This is a genomic window from Olsenella profusa DSM 13989, from assembly GCF_030811115.1.
GTDB lineage: Bacteria > Actinomycetota > Coriobacteriia > Coriobacteriales > Atopobiaceae > Olsenella_F > Olsenella_F profusa.
In genome coordinates this window covers 2,304,789-2,321,468 of the sequence record NZ_JAUSQK010000001.1, presented here as the reverse complement: position 1 = coordinate 2,321,468, position 16,680 = coordinate 2,304,789, and the positions used below count along the sequence as shown (strand labels likewise).

Annotated in this window: 13 protein-coding genes; 11 read left to right on the top strand and 2 right to left on the bottom strand. The window is 64.8% G+C overall.

Annotation, left to right across the window (positions count from 1 at the left end; translation table 11 throughout):
* The first annotated feature begins 41 nt into the window (after positions 1-41).
* A complete protein-coding gene (locus J2S71_RS10790; protein ID WP_021726022.1) occupies positions 42-1,220 on the top strand; it encodes an acetate/propionate family kinase in 1,179 nt (392 codons plus the stop codon).
* An 88-nt stretch (positions 1,221-1,308) separates the two neighbouring features.
* On the opposite strand, the gene J2S71_RS10785 is transcribed toward J2S71_RS10790, so the two are convergent.
* Entirely contained in the window at positions 1,309-2,190 is an 882-nt protein-coding gene (locus J2S71_RS10785; protein ID WP_307391762.1) for an aldose 1-epimerase family protein, read from the bottom strand.
* A gap of 147 nt (positions 2,191-2,337) precedes the next feature.
* On the opposite strand from J2S71_RS10785, the gene pckA reads away from it, so the two are divergent.
* The 8 genes from pckA (at position 2,338) to J2S71_RS10745 (ending at position 13,152) form a co-directional block, all read left to right on the top strand.
* On the top strand, positions 2,338-3,951 hold the full coding sequence (pckA, locus tag J2S71_RS10780) for a phosphoenolpyruvate carboxykinase (ATP) (RefSeq protein ID WP_021726187.1): 1,614 nt from the start codon (positions 2,338-2,340) through the stop codon (positions 3,949-3,951).
* A gap of 178 nt (positions 3,952-4,129) precedes the next feature.
* A complete protein-coding gene (locus J2S71_RS10775) occupies positions 4,130-5,203 on the top strand; it encodes a phosphate/phosphite/phosphonate ABC transporter substrate-binding protein (RefSeq protein WP_021726095.1) in 1,074 nt (357 codons plus the stop codon).
* Positions 5,204-5,296: 93 nt separating this feature from the next.
* On the top strand, positions 5,297-6,097 hold the full coding sequence (gene phnC, locus J2S71_RS10770; protein WP_021726068.1) for a phosphonate ABC transporter ATP-binding protein: 801 nt from the start codon (positions 5,297-5,299) through the stop codon (positions 6,095-6,097).
* Entirely contained in the window at positions 6,084-6,953 is an 870-nt protein-coding gene (phnE, locus tag J2S71_RS10765) for a phosphonate ABC transporter, permease protein PhnE (RefSeq protein WP_021726053.1), read from the top strand. The genes phnC and phnE (J2S71_RS10765) overlap by 14 nt, the downstream gene beginning before the upstream one ends.
* 10 nt (positions 6,954-6,963) lie before the next feature.
* Positions 6,964-7,776 carry a phosphonate ABC transporter, permease protein PhnE gene (phnE, locus tag J2S71_RS10760; protein ID WP_307391756.1) on the top strand — a complete coding sequence of 271 codons (813 nt, stop codon included), beginning with the start codon at positions 6,964-6,966 and terminating at the stop codon, positions 7,774-7,776.
* 3 nt (positions 7,777-7,779) lie between these two features.
* The gene (locus J2S71_RS10755) at positions 7,780-9,327 is read left to right on the top strand and encodes a bifunctional metallophosphatase/5'-nucleotidase (RefSeq protein ID WP_307391753.1); all 1,548 of its coding nucleotides are present in this window, start codon (positions 7,780-7,782) and stop codon (positions 9,325-9,327) included.
* Positions 9,328-9,511: 184 nt separating this feature from the next.
* Entirely contained in the window at positions 9,512-11,335 is a 1,824-nt protein-coding gene (locus tag J2S71_RS10750) for an NAD(P)-binding protein (RefSeq protein ID WP_307391749.1), read from the top strand.
* Positions 11,329-13,152, top strand: coding sequence for a [FeFe] hydrogenase, group A (locus J2S71_RS10745; RefSeq protein WP_307391746.1), 1,824 nt, complete (start codon positions 11,329-11,331; stop codon positions 13,150-13,152). Before J2S71_RS10750 ends, J2S71_RS10745 begins: the two co-directional genes overlap by 7 nt.
* Before the next feature lie 82 nt (positions 13,153-13,234).
* Here J2S71_RS10745 and pta read toward each other — a convergent pair whose 3' ends face one another.
* On the bottom strand, positions 13,235-14,215 hold the full coding sequence (pta, locus tag J2S71_RS10740) for a phosphate acetyltransferase (protein WP_307391743.1): 981 nt from the start codon (positions 14,213-14,215) through the stop codon (positions 13,235-13,237).
* A gap of 173 nt (positions 14,216-14,388) precedes the next feature.
* Here pta and glf point away from each other — a divergent pair, with 173 nt between their 5' ends.
* Both glf and J2S71_RS10730 read left to right on the top strand, forming a co-directional pair.
* Positions 14,389-15,588 (top strand): UDP-galactopyranose mutase, encoded by a 1,200-nt coding sequence (glf, locus tag J2S71_RS10735; protein ID WP_307391740.1) that lies wholly within the window; start codon positions 14,389-14,391, stop codon positions 15,586-15,588.
* Between the two features lie 47 nt (positions 15,589-15,635).
* Positions 15,636-16,670 carry a glycosyltransferase family 2 protein gene (locus tag J2S71_RS10730; protein WP_307391737.1) on the top strand — a complete coding sequence of 345 codons (1,035 nt, stop codon included), beginning with the start codon at positions 15,636-15,638 and terminating at the stop codon, positions 16,668-16,670.
* Positions 16,671-16,680 lie beyond the last annotated feature (10 nt).

Below are 16,680 nucleotides of genomic sequence, written 5' to 3'. Positions count from 1 at the left end.
TCTACGCAGGCACGGGGGGCACAGCCCGCGAGAGGAGAGTCATGAGGGTACTGGTCATCAACGCAGGCAGCTCGTCGCTCAAGTATCAGCTGCTCGACACCAAGACGCAGGAGGTGTACGCGAAGGGCAACTGCGAGCGCATCGGCATCGACGGCTCCTTCGTGGGGCATGAGGAGGACGGTGGCGAGAGGCAGAGGCTCGAGGTCGCGCTGCCCGATCACAAGCATGCCATCAAGCACGTGTTCGAGATTCTCGATGCCGCTGGCTTTGACGAGGGCAAGATCGAGGGCATCGGGCATCGCGTGGTGCAGGGCGGCTGGTACTTCCCCGAGTCCAAGGTCGTCACGGACGAGACGCTGGGCTGGGTGCGCGAGGTGGCCCCCCTGGCGCCGCTGCACAACTATGTGGAGGCCGACGTCATCGAGATCTGCCGCGAAATGTTCCCCTCCATCGGCAACGTCATCGTTGCCGACACGTCCTTCCACTACGGCATGCCCGAGAAGGCCTGGCGCTACGCCCTGCCGCGCCATGTGGTGGACAAGCTGCACATCCGCAAGTATGGTGCGCATGGCACCTCGCATCGCTACATCTGGAGGCGCACGAGCGAGTTCCTGAGGGGGGACGTGCACAAGCTGGTGTCCTGTCACCTGGGTTCCGGGGCATCGCTCTCTGCCATCCAGGATGGTCATGACATGGACACCACCATGGGGCTCACGCCGCTCGATGGCCTCATCATGGGCACCCGCTGCGGCTCCATCGACCCCGCCACGGTGTTCTACCTCAACCGCGTGGGCGGTTACTCCATCGACGAGATCGACACCATGATGAACAAACAGTCCGGCCTGCTTGCCCTCTCTGCCGTCTCCTCCGACTCTCGTGACATCGAGGAGGGCATGAACAGGGGGGATGCCAACTGTACGTTGGCACTGGACATGTTCTACTACCGCACGGGCCAGCTCATCGCCGAAATGGCGCAGGCCATGCATGGCTTTGACACCATGGTCTTCACCGCGGGCATTGGTGAGAATTCATCAACTATGCGCATGGGCATCGCCCGGGAGCTCGCGTGGCTCGGCGTCAGGGTCGACGAGACCAGCAATGCCGTCCGCTCCGATGAGCCCTATGCCATCTCTGCGGACGATTCCGCGGTCAAGGTGCTCGTGGTTCCCACGAACGAGGAGCTCATGATCGCCCTCGATGTCGAGGAGCTGCTTGGTTAGCGGCCCTGTGCGTGATGAAGGCACGCACAGGGCCGAGGCCCGTCCGACCCAGTGCCGGGCGGGCCTCGCATGCCTCTGGGCGCGTTGCCTAGAACGGACGGATGGTGAAGGCATGGGACGCCGTCTCGCCGGGGGCGAGCGAGCTCATGCCCCGCTTGTGCTCGAAGACGTCGTCCTCGTCGGTGGCGGTGGCACAGCCCGTCCACGGCTCGAGCGCCACGAAGGGGGCATCGTGCGCGGCGGACCAGACACCCAGGTACTGGAAGTCCTCGAACGAGACCTCGATGCCATGACCCGCATCGGAGAGCAGGGTGACCGTGCATTCGGGCACATCCTCGAAGACGAGCGTGTCCACGGAGAACAGTGCGTGCGTGAGTGCGAGCGTGTCGCTGTCATCCAGGAGCGGCAGGCGGTCGGAGAAGTCCAGCAGGCCCGTCTTGGTGTCGATGCGTGGGGTGGCATAGGTCCAGGGACGGGCGAACTCCAGGCGATAGGAGGAGAAGTCGTTCTCGCTCTGGGGTGTGGGCACGTTGAAGGCGGGGTGTCCTCCCACGGCATAGGGGAGGGCGACCGTGCCGGTGTTGACGATGTCGAAGCGCTCCTCGAGTGTGCCGGCATGAACCGCATAGCTCACGTTGAGACGGAAGTCATAGGGGTAGAGCTCGTGGGTCTCCTCGGTGCTGACAAGCTCGAACCTGACGTCATCCTCGGAGGAGGAGACGATTGTGTGATCGAGGGTGCGTGCGAGCCCATGACGCTTGAGCGACACCTTGCCTGCGGTGCTCAGGGCATTGTCGCCGCGCAGGCTCCCCACGATGGGGAAGAGAACAGGGGATCGACGGGGCCACCAGGTGGCGTTCCCCTGCCAGAGGAACTCGTCTTCCGCAAGACGGATGCTCTGCAGTTCGGCCCCATGGGGGCTCACCTCCGCGGAGAGGCTCCCATTTGCGATGGTTACGTTCTCGGCCATGGCGCTCCTTTCTTTGGTGGATCTAGCTTACCGTGAGTTGCCAGCGGGGTACGTGAGAACGCAGCATTGTTACAAGTTGTGCGCTTGTGGCGCAATCGGGTTACCCTAATAAGGCTAGAGAAGGAACCAATCACTCAGGGAGGTCCAATGATTCACGACGAACTCAAGGCGTGTGGACTCGGGGAATGCCATGGCTCCATCTTGGTGGATGCCTCGCCGGCGGTCCTGGTGGAGAAGGCGCTCGCGTCGAACGAGGGCAGCCTCACGGAGACGGGTGCGCTCGCCGTCAAGACCGGGCGCTACACGGGCCGCTCGCCCCAGGATCGCTTCATCGTCGACACGCCCGACGTACACGACCAGATCGCCTGGGGGTCGGTCAACAAGCCCTTCTCACAGGAGGGCTATGCCAAGGTGAAGGAGGCCGTCTGTGACTACCTTGAGGCGCGCGACCTCTACATCGTCCATGCCATCGCAGGGGCGGATCGACGGTGGGGTCGCACGTTCCTGGTGGTGTGCGAGCGGGCGAGCCAGGCACTCTTCGCCCGTCAGCTGCTCGTTCGTCCCTCTCGTCGCCAGCTCGTGGACTTCGATCCCCAGGACTTCTCGGTGCTGGTGGCTCCGGGCCTCAAGCTCGATCCTGCGGTCTATGGCACGCATTCCGAGGCCGTGGTGCTGCTCAACTTCCAGGAGCATGAGATCCTCATTGCGGGCACCAAGTACTCCGGAGAGATCAAGAAGTCCATCTTCTCGGTCATGAACTACCTCATGCCCATCGAGGAGAACGTGCTGCCCATGCACTCCTCTGCGAACATGGACCCGCGTACCGGTGAGTCGGCCGTGTTCTTTGGCCTTTCGGGCACCGGCAAGACCACGCTCTCGGCGGATCCCCAGCGCACGCTCATAGGGGACGACGAACATGGGTGGGCCGAGAACAGCATCTTCAACTTCGAGGGTGGCTGCTACGCCAAGGCCATCCGCATCTCCGCGGTCACGGAGCCGGAGATCTTCAACGCCATCCGGTTTGGCTCCATCTGCGAGAACGTGGTCGTCGACCCCGTCTCGCGCAGGCCTGACTACTACGATGACGCGATCACGGAGAACACGCGCGTCGCCTATCCCATCGACTTCATTGATAACGCACAGATCATGGGCCAAGGCCGCTACCCCAACGTCGTCATCTTCCTTACCTGCGACTCGTTTGGCGTGCTGCCTCCCATCAGCAGGCTCGACACCAATGGCGCGATGTATCACTTCCTCTCGGGCTTCACGAGCAAGGTCGCAGGCACCGAGCGCGGCGTCACCGAGCCCACGCCCACGTTCTCGACGCTCTTTGGCGAGCCCTTCATGCCGCTCTCGCCGCTCCTGTATGCCGACATGTTCGGTAGGAAGATGGATCGTGTGGGCACGCGCGTGTACCTCATCAACACGGGGTGGACGGGCGGTCCCTACGGCACGGGCAAGCGTATGGATCTCGCCTCCACACGTCTGATGGTGAGCGCCGCGCTCAACGGCTCGGCCGAGAACACCCAGTACGTGCACGACCCCGTGCTCAACGTCGACGTCCCCCAGCACATCGAGGGCGTCGACGAGCACGTGCTCAACCCGCGGGACACGTGGGCGGACAAGGGGGCATACGACAGGTCCGCGCGTTCCCTCGCGCAGATGTTCGTGGACAACGCCGCCGAGAAGTACCCCGACATGGCCGATGAGGTGCGCGCGGCTGGTCCCCACCCGGACGCCCAGCCCCCTTCCGCCGCGTAGCGCCTCGGCGCGCGCGCCGTTTCCTGTCCCTTTGGTCTGGTCGGCGATGGCGTGGTTTTTCTTTCTTGATTGCGTGCGGCTTTTTGGCGAGTATTCTGTGGATGGTGGATCCATAGGCCCACCGCGGCTACGGCCGCGACCATGTCCACGCCCACTGGGGCGCTCTGAAGGGAGACCCATGTCCAACGGCCCATCCTCCAGCCTTACCAGGCGTCAGTTCGTTGGCATTGCCGGCGCGGGCACAGCCCTCTCGGCCCTTGCGCTCGCAGGCTGCGGCGGCTCCCCGTCGGGCGCCGACGCCAGGTCCATTGACACGCTGCACATCGGGTTCGTGCCCTCGAAGGATCCCGATGACATCATCACGACTACCGAGCCCCTGAAGCAGATGCTCAAGGACGGGCTCTCCAACCAGGGCTACACCGTCAACGACGTGGACATCACGGTGGGCACGAGCTATGAGGCCGTCGGGGAGGCGCTGAGCTCGGGCACCACCGACGTGGGCTTCATTCCCGCCGGCACGTACGTGCTCTACTCCGATGGCTGTGAGGTGCTCCTCACCGCCACGCGCGATGGCCTGTCCATCGATGCCGACGACGCCAAGGACTGGAACGACCAGAAGCCGACCCAAGCAACCTCCGAGCAGGTCGCGTCCTATCGTGCCCTCATGATTGCCGGCCCCTCCGACAAGGGCGTCGCGCTTGGGGCCAAGGTCAACGATGGCGAGGATCTCACCTGGGATGACCTTGCGGATGCCAACTGGAGCATCATGAACTCCTCGTCGTCGGCGGGCTATATCTACCCGTCCCTCTGGCTGAAGGACAACTACCAGAAAACGATCCTCGACCTGCCCCATGCCGTACAGGCCGACTCCTACGGCTCTGCGTTCGCGCGCCTTGCCTCGGGCCAGGTCGACGTGCTCTGCGTCTATGCGGACGGCAGGCGCGACTACGAGTCCAAGTGGCAGTCCGACTACGGTCGGAGCGCCAGCATCTGGGAAGAGACCAACGTGATTGGCGTCACCCAGGCCATCCACAACGACACGGTGAGCTGCAGCAAGTCCTCGCCCACGATGACCGATGACTTCAAGCGGGCCTTCTCCACGGTCATGATCGACATCGGCAACACTGACGAGGGCAAGCAGGTCATCGCCATCTACAGCCACAAGGGCTACGTGGAGGCCAAGGACTCCGACTACGATGGGGAGCGCGAGGCCCAGGAACTGATCAAGCAGCTCAAATCCCAGGGTAACTAGCATGCGACCCGAGGCCCGGCGCGGCGTCCAGCCCACCGGGCCTCTCTCGTGCACGCCTGGCACATCCGCCATCCATCATCGAATGGGACGCACATGATCGAGTTCTCCCACATGTATATGAGGTATCCCAATGGCTTTGAGGCGCTCAAGGACGTCGACCTCACCATCGAGGACGGGCGCTTCGTGGCCATCATCGGCCGTTCGGGCGCGGGCAAGTCGACCCTCATCCGCACCGTCAACCGCCTGAACCCCATCAGCCAGGGCACGATCGTAGTCGATGGCACCGACGTGGGAAGCCTGCACGGCGCCTCGCTCAGGAAGTTTCGGCGCAACATCGGCATGATCTTCCAGTCGTTCAACCTCATCACGCGCACGACTGTCATCAAGAACGTGCTCACGGCATTCGTGCCCGACGTTCCCTGGTGGCGTTCCGTCCTGGGCATCTTCACCAAGGACGAGAGGCTGAGGGCGCTGGAATCCCTCGACAAGATGGGCATCCTGGACAAGGCCTACGTCCGCGTGGACCAGCTCTCCGGCGGCCAGCAGCAGCGTGTGGCACTGGCGCGCACGCTCACGCAGGATCCCACGATCATCCTGGCCGACGAGCCCGTGGCCTCCCTCGACCCCATGACGGCCCGGCGCGTGATGGGCGACCTCAAGCGCATCAACCAGGAGATGGGCATCACCGTCCTGCTCAACATCCACCATGTGGACCTGGCCCTGGAGTACTGCGACAGCGTGCTGGGCATCAGTGCGGGCGAGGTCGTGTACTGGGGTGACGCCAGGGACGTCAACCAGTCCGTGCTCGCGAGGATCTATGGTGCGGACGAGGCGGCCCACCTGCTGGACGAGAGGATCCCCGAGGGAGGGGAGGGCGCCGATGGGAACGAGTAGGGGCGGGGGGCCCACCATCTCAGGCGGCATCCGCCTCACGGCCTTCGACCACATCTTCAGGCCGACGACCATCACGCTGCCCAACGGCTCCACGGTCACCAAGCGGGCGAGCAGGGTTCCTTTGGCCGCCCTGTTCATCCTGGCGCTCTCGGTGCTCTCCATACGGGTCACCAAATTCGACCCCGCGGTGCTCGCCGCCAGGGGCTCCGCCTTCTTCGACATCCTGAGGGCCATGGCTCCCCCCAACTGGTCGTACATGGGTGACGTGTGGCAGCCGCTGTTCGACACCATCAAGATGTCGCTGCTGGGCTCGTTCGTCGGCTCGGTCCTCGTGATCCCCTTTGCCGTCGCAGCCTCCACCAACATCGTGCACAGTCGTGTGGTCGTCGCCATCATGCGCCTGCTGCTGAGCATCATCCGCACGCTGCCTACCATCGTCACGGCGCTCATCGCCACCTACATCTTTGGCCTGGGCACGCTGGCGGGCACGACGGCCATTGCGGTCTTCACCTTTGCCTACGTGGGCAAGATCCTCTACGAGGAGATCGAGGTCGTCGACATGGGCGCCTTCGAGGCCATGGAGGCCATGGGCGCGGGCAAGGTACGCGCCTGTCGGTGGGCCATCCTGCCGCAGATTGCGCCGTCCTACCTCTCCAACTGCCTCTACTGCTTCGAGGGCAATGTGCGCTATGCCTCCATCTTGGGCTATGTGGGCGCCGGCGGCCTGGGCCTGCTCCTCAACGAGCGTCTCGGCTGGCGCATGTATCCCGACGTGGGCATGGTGATCGTGGCGCTGTTCGTGACCGTGTTCGTCATCGAGACCGTCAGCCGTGCCGCGCGCAGGCGCCTGAGCTAGGGGGTGGCCCATGAATGACAGCATCCGGCGCGCCTACGAGGAGCGCCCGCGTCCGTGGGTCTTCGAGCTTGCCGTGACGCTGGTGGTCGTGGCGCTGCTCGTGTGGAGCGGCAGCGCCGTCGAGGCGGCGGGCACGGGGCAGAACGGCACGCAGATAGCCCTCAACATCCTGGGCGGCATCGCGCACCCTGACCCGTCCCTGCTGTTCAACCTCACGACGCAGGGCGTTCCCTACCTGCTCCTCGAGACCATCTGCATAGCGTTCCTCGGCACGGTCGTCGGGGCCATCATCTCCATCCCACTGGCGTTCTTGGCCTCGTCGAATCTCGTCTCCCGGCCCATCGCCCTCATCGCCCGCCTCCTCATCATGGCCGTGCGTACCATCCCACCCTTCGTCTACGGCCTCATGTTCGTGCGCGTGACCGGTCCGGGGGCCTTTGCGGGCCTGCTCACGATGTCGCTGTGCTCCGTGGGCATGGTGTGCAAGATGTACATCGAGTCCATCGAGGACCTCGACAGGCGCGTGCTGGAGTCGCTCGACGCCGAGGGTTGCACCACCTGGCGCAAGATTCGCTTCGGCGTGATTCCCCAGCTGGCCTCGAGCTTTGTCTCGACGGCCATCTACCGCTTTGACATGAACCTCCGCGACGCCACGGTGCTGGGCCTCGTGGGTGCCGGCGGCATCGGCGCGCCGCTCATCTTTGCCATGAACAGCTACCGGTGGAACCAGGCGGGATCCATCCTCGTGGGGTTGGTCGTGCTCATCCTCGTGGTGGAGTGGGTCTCCACGCGCATCAGGACCAGGCTCACGCGGGGGGCGTAGCCCATGGGCCGCACATCCCTGCGCGTGGTGTTCACCTCGGACACCCATGGGCACCTCCTGCCGGTGGACTATGCCACGGGCGCGCGCCTGGGTGCGGGCGTCTCGGCGATTGCACGCTCGGCATGGGAGGGTCCGGAGGCATCCGGCGTGCCTCGCGGCGACACCCTGGTGATCGATGGGGGCGACAGCCTGCAGGGCACGCCCCTCATGCGACGGTGGATGCAGCGGGGCGCCCTGGGCACGAACCCCGCCGCACGCGCGTTCAACGCCCTGGGCGTGGACGTCTTCACCCTGGGCAACCACGACTTCAATTTTGGCCGCGACATCCTTGCGGGCTACCTCCAGGACATGGATGGCCAGTGTGTCTGCGCCAATGTCACGGACGCGCGCCGGGAGCTCCCCATCGTGCCCTGGGTCATGCGGACGCTGGAGAGCGGCCTCGTCGTGGGCATCACGGGCATCGTCACGGACTACGTGAACGTGTGGGAGCGTCCCGGGAACCTCGACGGTCTCGTGGTGGGCGACACCATGGAGGCGGCGCGTCGCGTGGCGCACGAGCTTGCCGGCGCGTGCGACGTCTCGATCTGCATCTACCATGGGGGTTTCGAGGAGGATCTCGAGACGGGGCGCCGGCTCTCTCCCACGCGCGAGAACCTGGCCTGCGAGATGGCGCGCGGCTGTGGCTTCGACCTCCTGCTCACGGGGCACCAACATATGGCCGTTCCCGGCGTGCGGATTGGCTCCACCTGGGCGGTGCAGCCGGCAGCCAACGCGCTGCACTACGTCGACGTGCGGGGTACGTGGGATGATGGGGCGGGCATGAGCTGGACGTCCCACCTGGTGCCTGCGGGAGCCTCCGTGGACGGGCGCGTCGTGCGTGCGCTCTCCTCCCTCGAGGAGGATGTCGAGCGATGGCTTGATGAGCCCGTGGGCAGGCTGGTCGAGGCCATCCCCTGCGAGGGGAAGCTGGATGTGGCGCTCTCGGGCAGCCGCGTGGCCACGCTCGTCAACGCGGCGCAACTTGATGCCACGGGTGCGGACCTGTCCTGCACGGCGCTGCCCAACGGGGCCGTGGGCCTGGGCGAGGTGGTCACCCAGCGCGCCATCTGCGTGGCCTACCCCTTCTCCAACCTGCTCATGGTGCTGAGCGTGTCCCGGGAGGCGCTCAGGGGTGCCCTCGAGCGCTGCGCTTCCTACCTGGAGCTCGACGAGTCAGGCTCGCCACGCGTGAGCGACCTCTTCCTGCGTCCTAAGGAGGAGCACTACAACTTCGACCTCTATGAGGGCATCAGTGCCGTGGCGGACCTGAGTCGCCCCGTGGGAGAACGCATCGTCTCGCTCGCACTGGCGGATGGTGGCCCTGTGCCCGACGTCATGCGGCTCGCCTGCAACGACTACCGTGCCACGGGCACGGGTAGCTACGGGATGCTGGGGGAGTGCCCGGTCGTGGGCACCGTCGCCGTCGAGGTGCCCGACCTGCTCGCCCGCTTCCTCGAGGGGCACTCGCCCTGGGAGCCTTCCCGTCACCGGGGCCTGCGCTTCGTGTGGTAGGGCATCTACCGTCGCGTTTGCCGATGACACGCTTCCTCTAGCCGCCTCGGGAAGTGAAGCCGCCCCTCCAGCCCATGTGTGGGGCTACCATCTTCTCTTGGCGTACGTCTTCCGGGGCGCGCGCCTCCATAGGGGGCCGCGCACCGTGGGGACGATGTGGGCCACCGGAGGGGAGAGGAGTGCCATGGCGCGCATGCATGTCATGGAGCGCAGCGAAGAGCAGCAGATCATGGATGAGCTGCACGCGGCGCTGGGACGGAGGCTGGCCGTCAGCTCGCTGGCGCCCTGCCCGGTGGAGTTCACGATGGCGTTCGTGGACATGTGCTCCACGCAGAGCTGCGGTAAGTGCACACCCTGCCGCGTGGGGCTGAGGACACTCAGGCACCTGCTGTCGGACGTGCTCAACGGCTCGGCCACGATGGATACGCTTACGGAGATCGAGCGCCTCTCGAGGAGTGTCTACCTCTCGGCGGATTGTGCCATCGGCTTCGAGGCCGGTGCCATGGCGCTGCGGGCGGTCAAGGGCTTCCATGACGACTTCATGCACCATATCACCCGTCGCTCGTGCGGCTTCGAGCAGTCGAGCCTCGTGCCCTGTGTCTCCGGGTGTCCCGCAGGCGTGGACATCCCGGGTTACATCGCCCTTGTCGCCGCCGGTCGCAATACGGATGCCGTGCGTCTCATCCGCAAGGACAATCCGCTGCCGCTTGTGTGCGGCCTCGTGTGCGAGCATCCCTGCGAGATCAACTGCCGCCGTGGCATGATTGACGATCCCATGAACATCCGTGCCATCAAGCGCTATGCCTGCGAGCACATGGAGGGGAGCTACATGCCTCGGATGGCCGAGGGGACCGGAAAGGAGATAGCCGTCGTTGGTGGCGGGCCTGCCGGCCTCAGCTGTGCCTACTACCTCACGCTCATGGGGCACCATGTCACGATCCTCGAGCAGCGCAAGCACCTGGGCGGCATGCTGCGCTATGGCATCCCGGCCTATCGTCTTCCGCGCGAGCAGCTCGACGGCGAGATTCAATGGATCCTCGGCCGCGGCATCGATGTGGTGCGTGAGACACGGGTGACGGACATCGCTGCGTTGAGGGACGCCTACGATGCCGTCTATATCGCCATTGGTGCGCATGCTGATCGCAAGCTTGGACTCGACGGCGAGGATGCTGAAGGCGTTGCCTCTGCCGTTGACATGCTGCGCGCCATAGGGGACGACGAGACGCCGGACTTCTCCGGCCAGCGCGTGTGCATCATCGGTGGTGGCAACGTGGCCATGGACGCCGCACGCTCCTCGGTGCGCTGTGGGGCTGACAAGGTCACGATCGTCTACCGTCGCCGCGTGGCGGACATGACCGCCCAGGACGAGGAGATCGGGGGTGCCGAGGCGGAGGGCTGTGAGCTCCTGCAACTCAACGCACCCGTGCGCATCGAGACCGACGAGGCGGGTGCGGTGTGTGGCCTTGTTGTGCAGCCACAGGTCATTGGTGCCTTCAAGGGTGGGCGGCCGGCGCCACGCCCTGCCGATGCCTCCGAGGTGACGCTGCCCTGCGAACGCGTCATCGTCGCCATCGGCCAGGCCATCGACTCCGCGCCCTTCGAGGAGGGGGGCTTTCAGACCAAGCACGGCAGGTTCGTCACCAAGAGCGACGCCTCGGCGCCGGGATTCGACGACGTGTATGTGGGTGGCGACTGCCAGAGTGGCCCTGCGACGGTCATCCGGGCCATCAACGCCGGCAAGATCGCTGCAGGCAACATCGACAACTACCTCGGTTTCAATCACAAGATCGAGCTTGACTTCGACATCCCTCCCATACAGTTTCGGGATGTGGGTCCCTGTGGCCGGTCGGAGACCACCCTCAGGGAGGCCGACGAGCGCGTGCGCGACTTTGACGAGATAGAGGTGGGCCTCTCCAAGGAGGAGGTCATGCAGGAGGCATCGCGATGCCTGCACTGCGACCACTTTGGCTATGGTGCGTTCCGCGGGGGGAGGGTGTTCGAGTGGTAACACAGCTCACATCACACATGAACGAGGGCGAGGCGGAGGAGCCGGTCACGCTTGTCGTTGACGGTACGCGGGTGACGGTGCCGCGCAGCGCGACCATCCTCGAGGCATGTCGCCAGGCAGGGCAGGATGTCCCCACGCTCTGCTTTCTCAAGGGCATCAACGAGATTGGCTCATGTCGCATCTGCATGGTGGAGGTCGAGGGGTCAGAGCGTCTGGTGGCCTCGTGCAACAACTATGTGGCCGAGGGTATGGTCATCCACACCAACTCACCCAAGGTGCGTCTCGCGCGCCGCGAGAACACGAGGCTCCTGCTCTCCCAGCATGACGTCGAATGCCCCACGTGCACGAGGTCGGACAGCTGTCACCTCCTGGACATCGCCACGAGCCTGGGCGTCATCGGCAAGCCACGGCAGCAGATGCTCATGCACTCCCCATGGCCCCAGGGCTTCCCGCTCATCCGCGACAACGATAAGTGCATCCGTTGCATGCGCTGCATCCAAGTGTGTGACAAGATGCAGTCCTCGCATGTGTGGGACATCACCAACCGCGCCACCCACACCTTCGTGGACGTGGCACGTGGCGCCGACATCAACGACGTGGACTGCACGCTCTGCGGCCAGTGCATCACGCACTGCCCCACGGGCGCCCTACGCGAGCGCGACGACGTGGAGCGCGTGTACGACGCGCTTGCGGATCCCACGGTGACCACCATCGTGCAGATTGCCCCCTCGGTGCGCACGAGCTGGGGTGACTTCTGGGGCCTTGATGACGAGCAGGCCACCATCGAGCACCTCGTGGCGGCCCTGCGTCCCATGGGCTTCGACTACGTCGTGAACACCGACTTCTCGGCCGACCTCACCATCGTGGAGGAGTCCGCCGAGCTGCTCGTGCACATGCGGAGGAACGCCTCGGGCGAGGGCTCCGGCTACCCCATGTTCACCTCGTGCTGCCCCGGGTGGGTGCGCTTCTGCAAGGCGCACTATCCCCAGCTCGTTGATGGCCTCTCGACCAGCAAGAGCCCTCAGGGCATGTTCGGTGCCGTGGTCAAGAGCTATTACGCCGAGCGGCTTGGCATAGACCCGCATCGGATCTTCTGCCTCTCCATCATGCCGTGTCTGGCCAAGAAGGCCGAGGTCGCCTATCCCAACCTCAATGATGCCTGCGGTGATCCGGACATGGACTGCTCGCTCACGGTGCGCGAGATCGTACGCATGCTGCGGGCCGATCATGTGGATGTGTCCGCCCTGAAGCCCGAACCGTTTGATGAGCCCTTAGGCTACGGCTCGGGCGCCGGCATCATCTTTGGTGCCACGGGCGGCGTCATGGAGGCCGCCCTCAGGACCGCCTACCACGTCGTGACGGGGGAGGCGCCCAAGAGCGACATGTTCGAGGACGTGCGTGGCCTCGAGGGATGGAAGGAGGCCACGTTTGACATGGCGGGCACCGAGGTGCGCGTCGCCGTTGCCTCGGGCCTTGGGAACGCCCGCAGGCTGTGCGACGCGATCGTCGCCGGTGAGGCCTCCTACGACTTCGTGGAGGTCATGGCCTGCCCCGGTGGCTGTGTCGGCGGTGGCGGACAGCCCATCCACGAGGGCGAGGAGCTTGCCGGCGCACGCGGCCAGGTCCTCTATGGCCTCGACCGTCACGAGACGTACCGAAACTCCTACGAGAACCCCTCCATCGTCCAGTGCTACGAGGAGTACTTCGGAGAGCCCCTCAGCGAGCGGGCCGAGGAGCTGCTCCATACGGATCAGCACGGCTGGCTCATGCCCGCGGAGTGGATCCGCCAGGCAGAGGAGGCGCCCACCGCAGAATAGCTGGCCCCAGACGCCCGTCATGCCAGGGGGCGACGGAACCGTCCGTCGCCCCCGTCCATGGGCGCATGTGTGAGCGCCTTGCCTATGCCCCCTCGGCCATCTGGGCCTGGACGGCCGTGATGGCCACGACGCCCACGATGTCCTCGGCGGAGCATCCACGGGAGAGGTCGTTGACGGGCTTGGCGATGCCCTGCAGGATGGGGCCGTAGGCGTCGGCCTTGGCAAAGCGCTGTACGAGCTTGTAGCCGATGTTGCCCGCCGCGAGGTTGGGAAAGACGAGGACGTCTGCGTGACCGGCAACGGTGGAGCCAGGGGCCTTGAGGGCGGCAGCGTTCGGCTCGAGGGCGGCATCAAGTTGGAGGTCGCCATCGAGGGCGAGGCCGGGATCCTTCTGATGGGCGAGCTCGGTGGCCTCCTGCACCTTGGTGGGCACCTCTCCCTTGGCCGACCCCTTGGTGGAGAAGGAGAGCATGGCCACCTTGGGCTCCACGGACATGAACTGCCTCCAGGTGTGGGCCGTGGCAAGGGCGATCTCGGAGAGCTCGTCGGCGGTGGGGTCGATGTTGAGGCCGCAGTCGGCGAACATCAGGGTACCATGCTCGCCGTACTCGGAGTGGGTGCACATGACGAAGAAGGCGGAGACGAGCTTGGTGCCAGGGGCCGTCCTCAGGATCTGGAGGGCGGGACGCAGGGTGTTGGCCGTGGAGTGGCAGGCGCCCGAGACGAGGCCGTCGGCGTCGCCCATCTTGACCATCATCGTGCCGAAGTAGGTGGCGTCGTCCATCTGACCGCGGGCCTGCTCGATGGTGACGCCCTTCTTGGCGCGCAGCTCGGCGAACCTCTGGGCATAGACCTCGTGTCGATCGGAGGTCGTGGGGTCGATGACGGTGGCGCCCGCGACGGAGATTGTGTTGGGGTCACCAAGGATGATGAGGTGTGCCAGGCCCCCTGCCACGATCTGCCGGGCGGCCTCGATGGTGCGGGGGTCTTCGCCCTCGGGCAGGACGATGGTCTTCCGTATGGCCTGGGCCTGCGACTTCATGCGTTCCAGAAAGCTGCTCATGTATCCTCTCCTCGAGATGTCGTGAATGACCCGCCACGGATGCCGTGGCACTGGGCGGTGCGGGGCCGTTTATGGCTCACAGGGCCCATTATATGTGCGCGTGGTAGAATTGCCCGAGGTATTCTTCCTGTGGTACCGTCAGTGGTGCCGCCAACATCCGAGGAGTCATCCACATGAGCATCTCTCACGGTCTGCCCGAAGGCTTCGATCCCCTGGCCTACGATGCCGTCGTTGTCGGTGCAGGCTATGCGGGTGCGGTCTGCGCGCGCCGGTTCGCGGAGGCATGTGGCTACAAGGTCGCCATCCTCGAGCGGCGGAACCACATCGCGGGCAATGCGTACGACTTCAAGGACGAGGCAGGCATACTCGTCCACAAGTACGGCCCGCACATCTATCACACCACCAACGAGCGCGTCCATGAGTTCCTCTCACGCTTCACGGAGTGGACGGCCTATGATCACAAGGTGCGTGCCAGCGTGCGTGGCACGCTCGTTCCGGTGCCCTTCAACCATCAGTCGCTCAGGATCGTGTTTGGCGACGAGAGGGGCGAGCACCTCTACCGGAAGCTCGTTGCCACCTTTGGCGAGAACAAGAAGGTTCCCATCATGGATCTCAGGGAGAAGAACGACCCCGAGCTCTCCGAGGTGGCCGATTACGTGTACGAGAACGTCTTTTTGCGCTACACCATGAAGCAGTGGGGCAAGACGCCCGACCAGATCGACCCTGCCGTCATGGGGCGCGTGCCCGTGTTCGTGGGCGATGACGACCGCTACTTCCCGCAGGCCCCCCACCAGGGCATGCCTGCGGAGGGCTATACCAGGCTCTTCGAGCGCATGCTCGATCACGACCTCATCGACGTCTTCCTCGATGTGGACGTGCGCGACCTCGTCTCGGTGAGCGGCACGCAGGTGAGGCTCTGCGACAGGGTCTATGGCGGCGAGCTCGTCTACACGGGTGCGCTCGACGAGCTCTTTGGCTTTGATGCGGGTGCGCTGCCGTATCGCACGGTCGACATGGTCTTCGAGACCCTGCCGGTCGATCAGTTCCAGCCCGTTGGCACCGTCAACTACACCGTCTCGGAGAACTTCACGCGCATCACGGAGTTCAAGCACATGACGGGCCAGGAGGTGCCGGGCAGGACGACCATCATGCGCGAGTACTCCCGCACGTATCTGCCGGGTATGGGCGAGACGCCCTACTATGTCATCAACGAGCCTGCAAACGTTGAGCTCTACGAGGGCTACCGCGAGCGCGTCGAGGGTGTTGTGAACTTCCATGTGGTCGGACGCCTTGCGGAGTATCGCTACTACGACATGGACGGTGTCGTTGCCTCCGCCCTCGAGCTCTCGGATGATCTCATCCAGAGCCATTAGCCCGTCACCGTCCTCACACGACCCCGTTCCGTAGGAGCGTTCTCTCCATGCACAAGATCATCAGCTTTGCCATCCCCTGCTACGACTCTGCCGCTTACATGGACCACTGCATCGGCTCCATCCTGGAGGGGTCAGGCTATGCGGAGGACGTGCAGGTCATCGTCGTGGATGACGGGTCGGCCAAGGACGACACCCTTGCCAAGGCGCAGGACTGGCAGAGGCGCTGCCCCACCATCGTGAAGGCCGTGCACCAGGGGAACGGCGGCCATGGCATGGCCGTGCTCAAGGGCCTCGAGAACGCCGAGGGCACGTACTTCAAGGTGGTTGACTCCGACGACTGGGTCGATGGCGCCGCCCTCAAGGCGCTGCTGGAGAAGATTCGCCACTTCGAGCGGCACGAGGAGCGCGTGGACCTCATCATCAGCAACTACGTGTACGAGCATGTGGAGGACCACACCCAGAAGGTCGTGAGCTACGGCTTTGCCCTGCCCGTGCACCGCGTCTTCGGCTGGAACGACATCGGGCACTTCCGCATGACGCAGTACCTGCTCATGCACGCGCTCTGCTACCGTGCCGACGTCCTGCGGGACGGGGGCATTCCCATGCCGGCCCACACGTTCTATGTGGACAACATCTATGCCTACGTCCCCCTGCCGCGCTGCAGGACCTTGTACTATCTGGACGTCGACCTCTACCGCTACTTCATCGGCCGTGAGGACCAGTCGGTCAACGAGAAGGTGCTCACGAGCAGGATCGACCACTACTGGCGCGTTGCCCGTCTCATGATGCATGCGTACCATCTCTATGATGACATCGACTGTGCCAAGCTCAAGGGCTACATGGTGGGCTACTTCACCATCATCATGGCCATCTGCTCGGTGTTCTCGCGCCTCTCCGATCATCCTGACGCCATGGACGAATGTCAGAGGCTGTGGGACGAGCTGAGGGCCTATGACAGGCGCATGTATCGCCGTGCGCGCCATGGCTTCGTGGGTACGGTCACCAACCTGCCCACCGCTGCAGGCAGGAGGGCGACGGTCAACGTGTACCGCCTGGCACAGAGACTCGTGAAGTTCAACTAGGGCGCGGGCG

Coding starts and splice junctions, on each gene's coding strand:
- J2S71_RS10790 (WP_021726022.1), top strand. CDS start 42: ATGAGGGTACTGGTCATCAACGCAGGCAGCTCGTCGCTCAAGTATCAG.
- J2S71_RS10785 (WP_307391762.1), bottom strand. CDS start 2,190: ATGGCCGAGAACGTAACCATCGCAAATGGGAGCCTCTCCGCGGAGGTG.
- pckA (WP_021726187.1), top strand. CDS start 2,338: ATGATTCACGACGAACTCAAGGCGTGTGGACTCGGGGAATGCCATGGC.
- J2S71_RS10775 (WP_021726095.1), top strand. CDS start 4,130: ATGTCCAACGGCCCATCCTCCAGCCTTACCAGGCGTCAGTTCGTTGGC.
- phnC (WP_021726068.1), top strand. CDS start 5,297: ATGATCGAGTTCTCCCACATGTATATGAGGTATCCCAATGGCTTTGAG.
- phnE (WP_021726053.1), top strand. CDS start 6,084: ATGGGAACGAGTAGGGGCGGGGGGCCCACCATCTCAGGCGGCATCCGC.
- phnE (WP_307391756.1), top strand. CDS start 6,964: ATGAATGACAGCATCCGGCGCGCCTACGAGGAGCGCCCGCGTCCGTGG.
- J2S71_RS10755 (WP_307391753.1), top strand. CDS start 7,780: ATGGGCCGCACATCCCTGCGCGTGGTGTTCACCTCGGACACCCATGGG.
- J2S71_RS10750 (WP_307391749.1), top strand. CDS start 9,512: ATGGCGCGCATGCATGTCATGGAGCGCAGCGAAGAGCAGCAGATCATG.
- pta (WP_307391743.1), bottom strand. CDS start 14,215: ATGAGCAGCTTTCTGGAACGCATGAAGTCGCAGGCCCAGGCCATACGG.
- glf (WP_307391740.1), top strand. CDS start 14,389: ATGAGCATCTCTCACGGTCTGCCCGAAGGCTTCGATCCCCTGGCCTAC.
- J2S71_RS10730 (WP_307391737.1), top strand. CDS start 15,636: ATGCACAAGATCATCAGCTTTGCCATCCCCTGCTACGACTCTGCCGCT.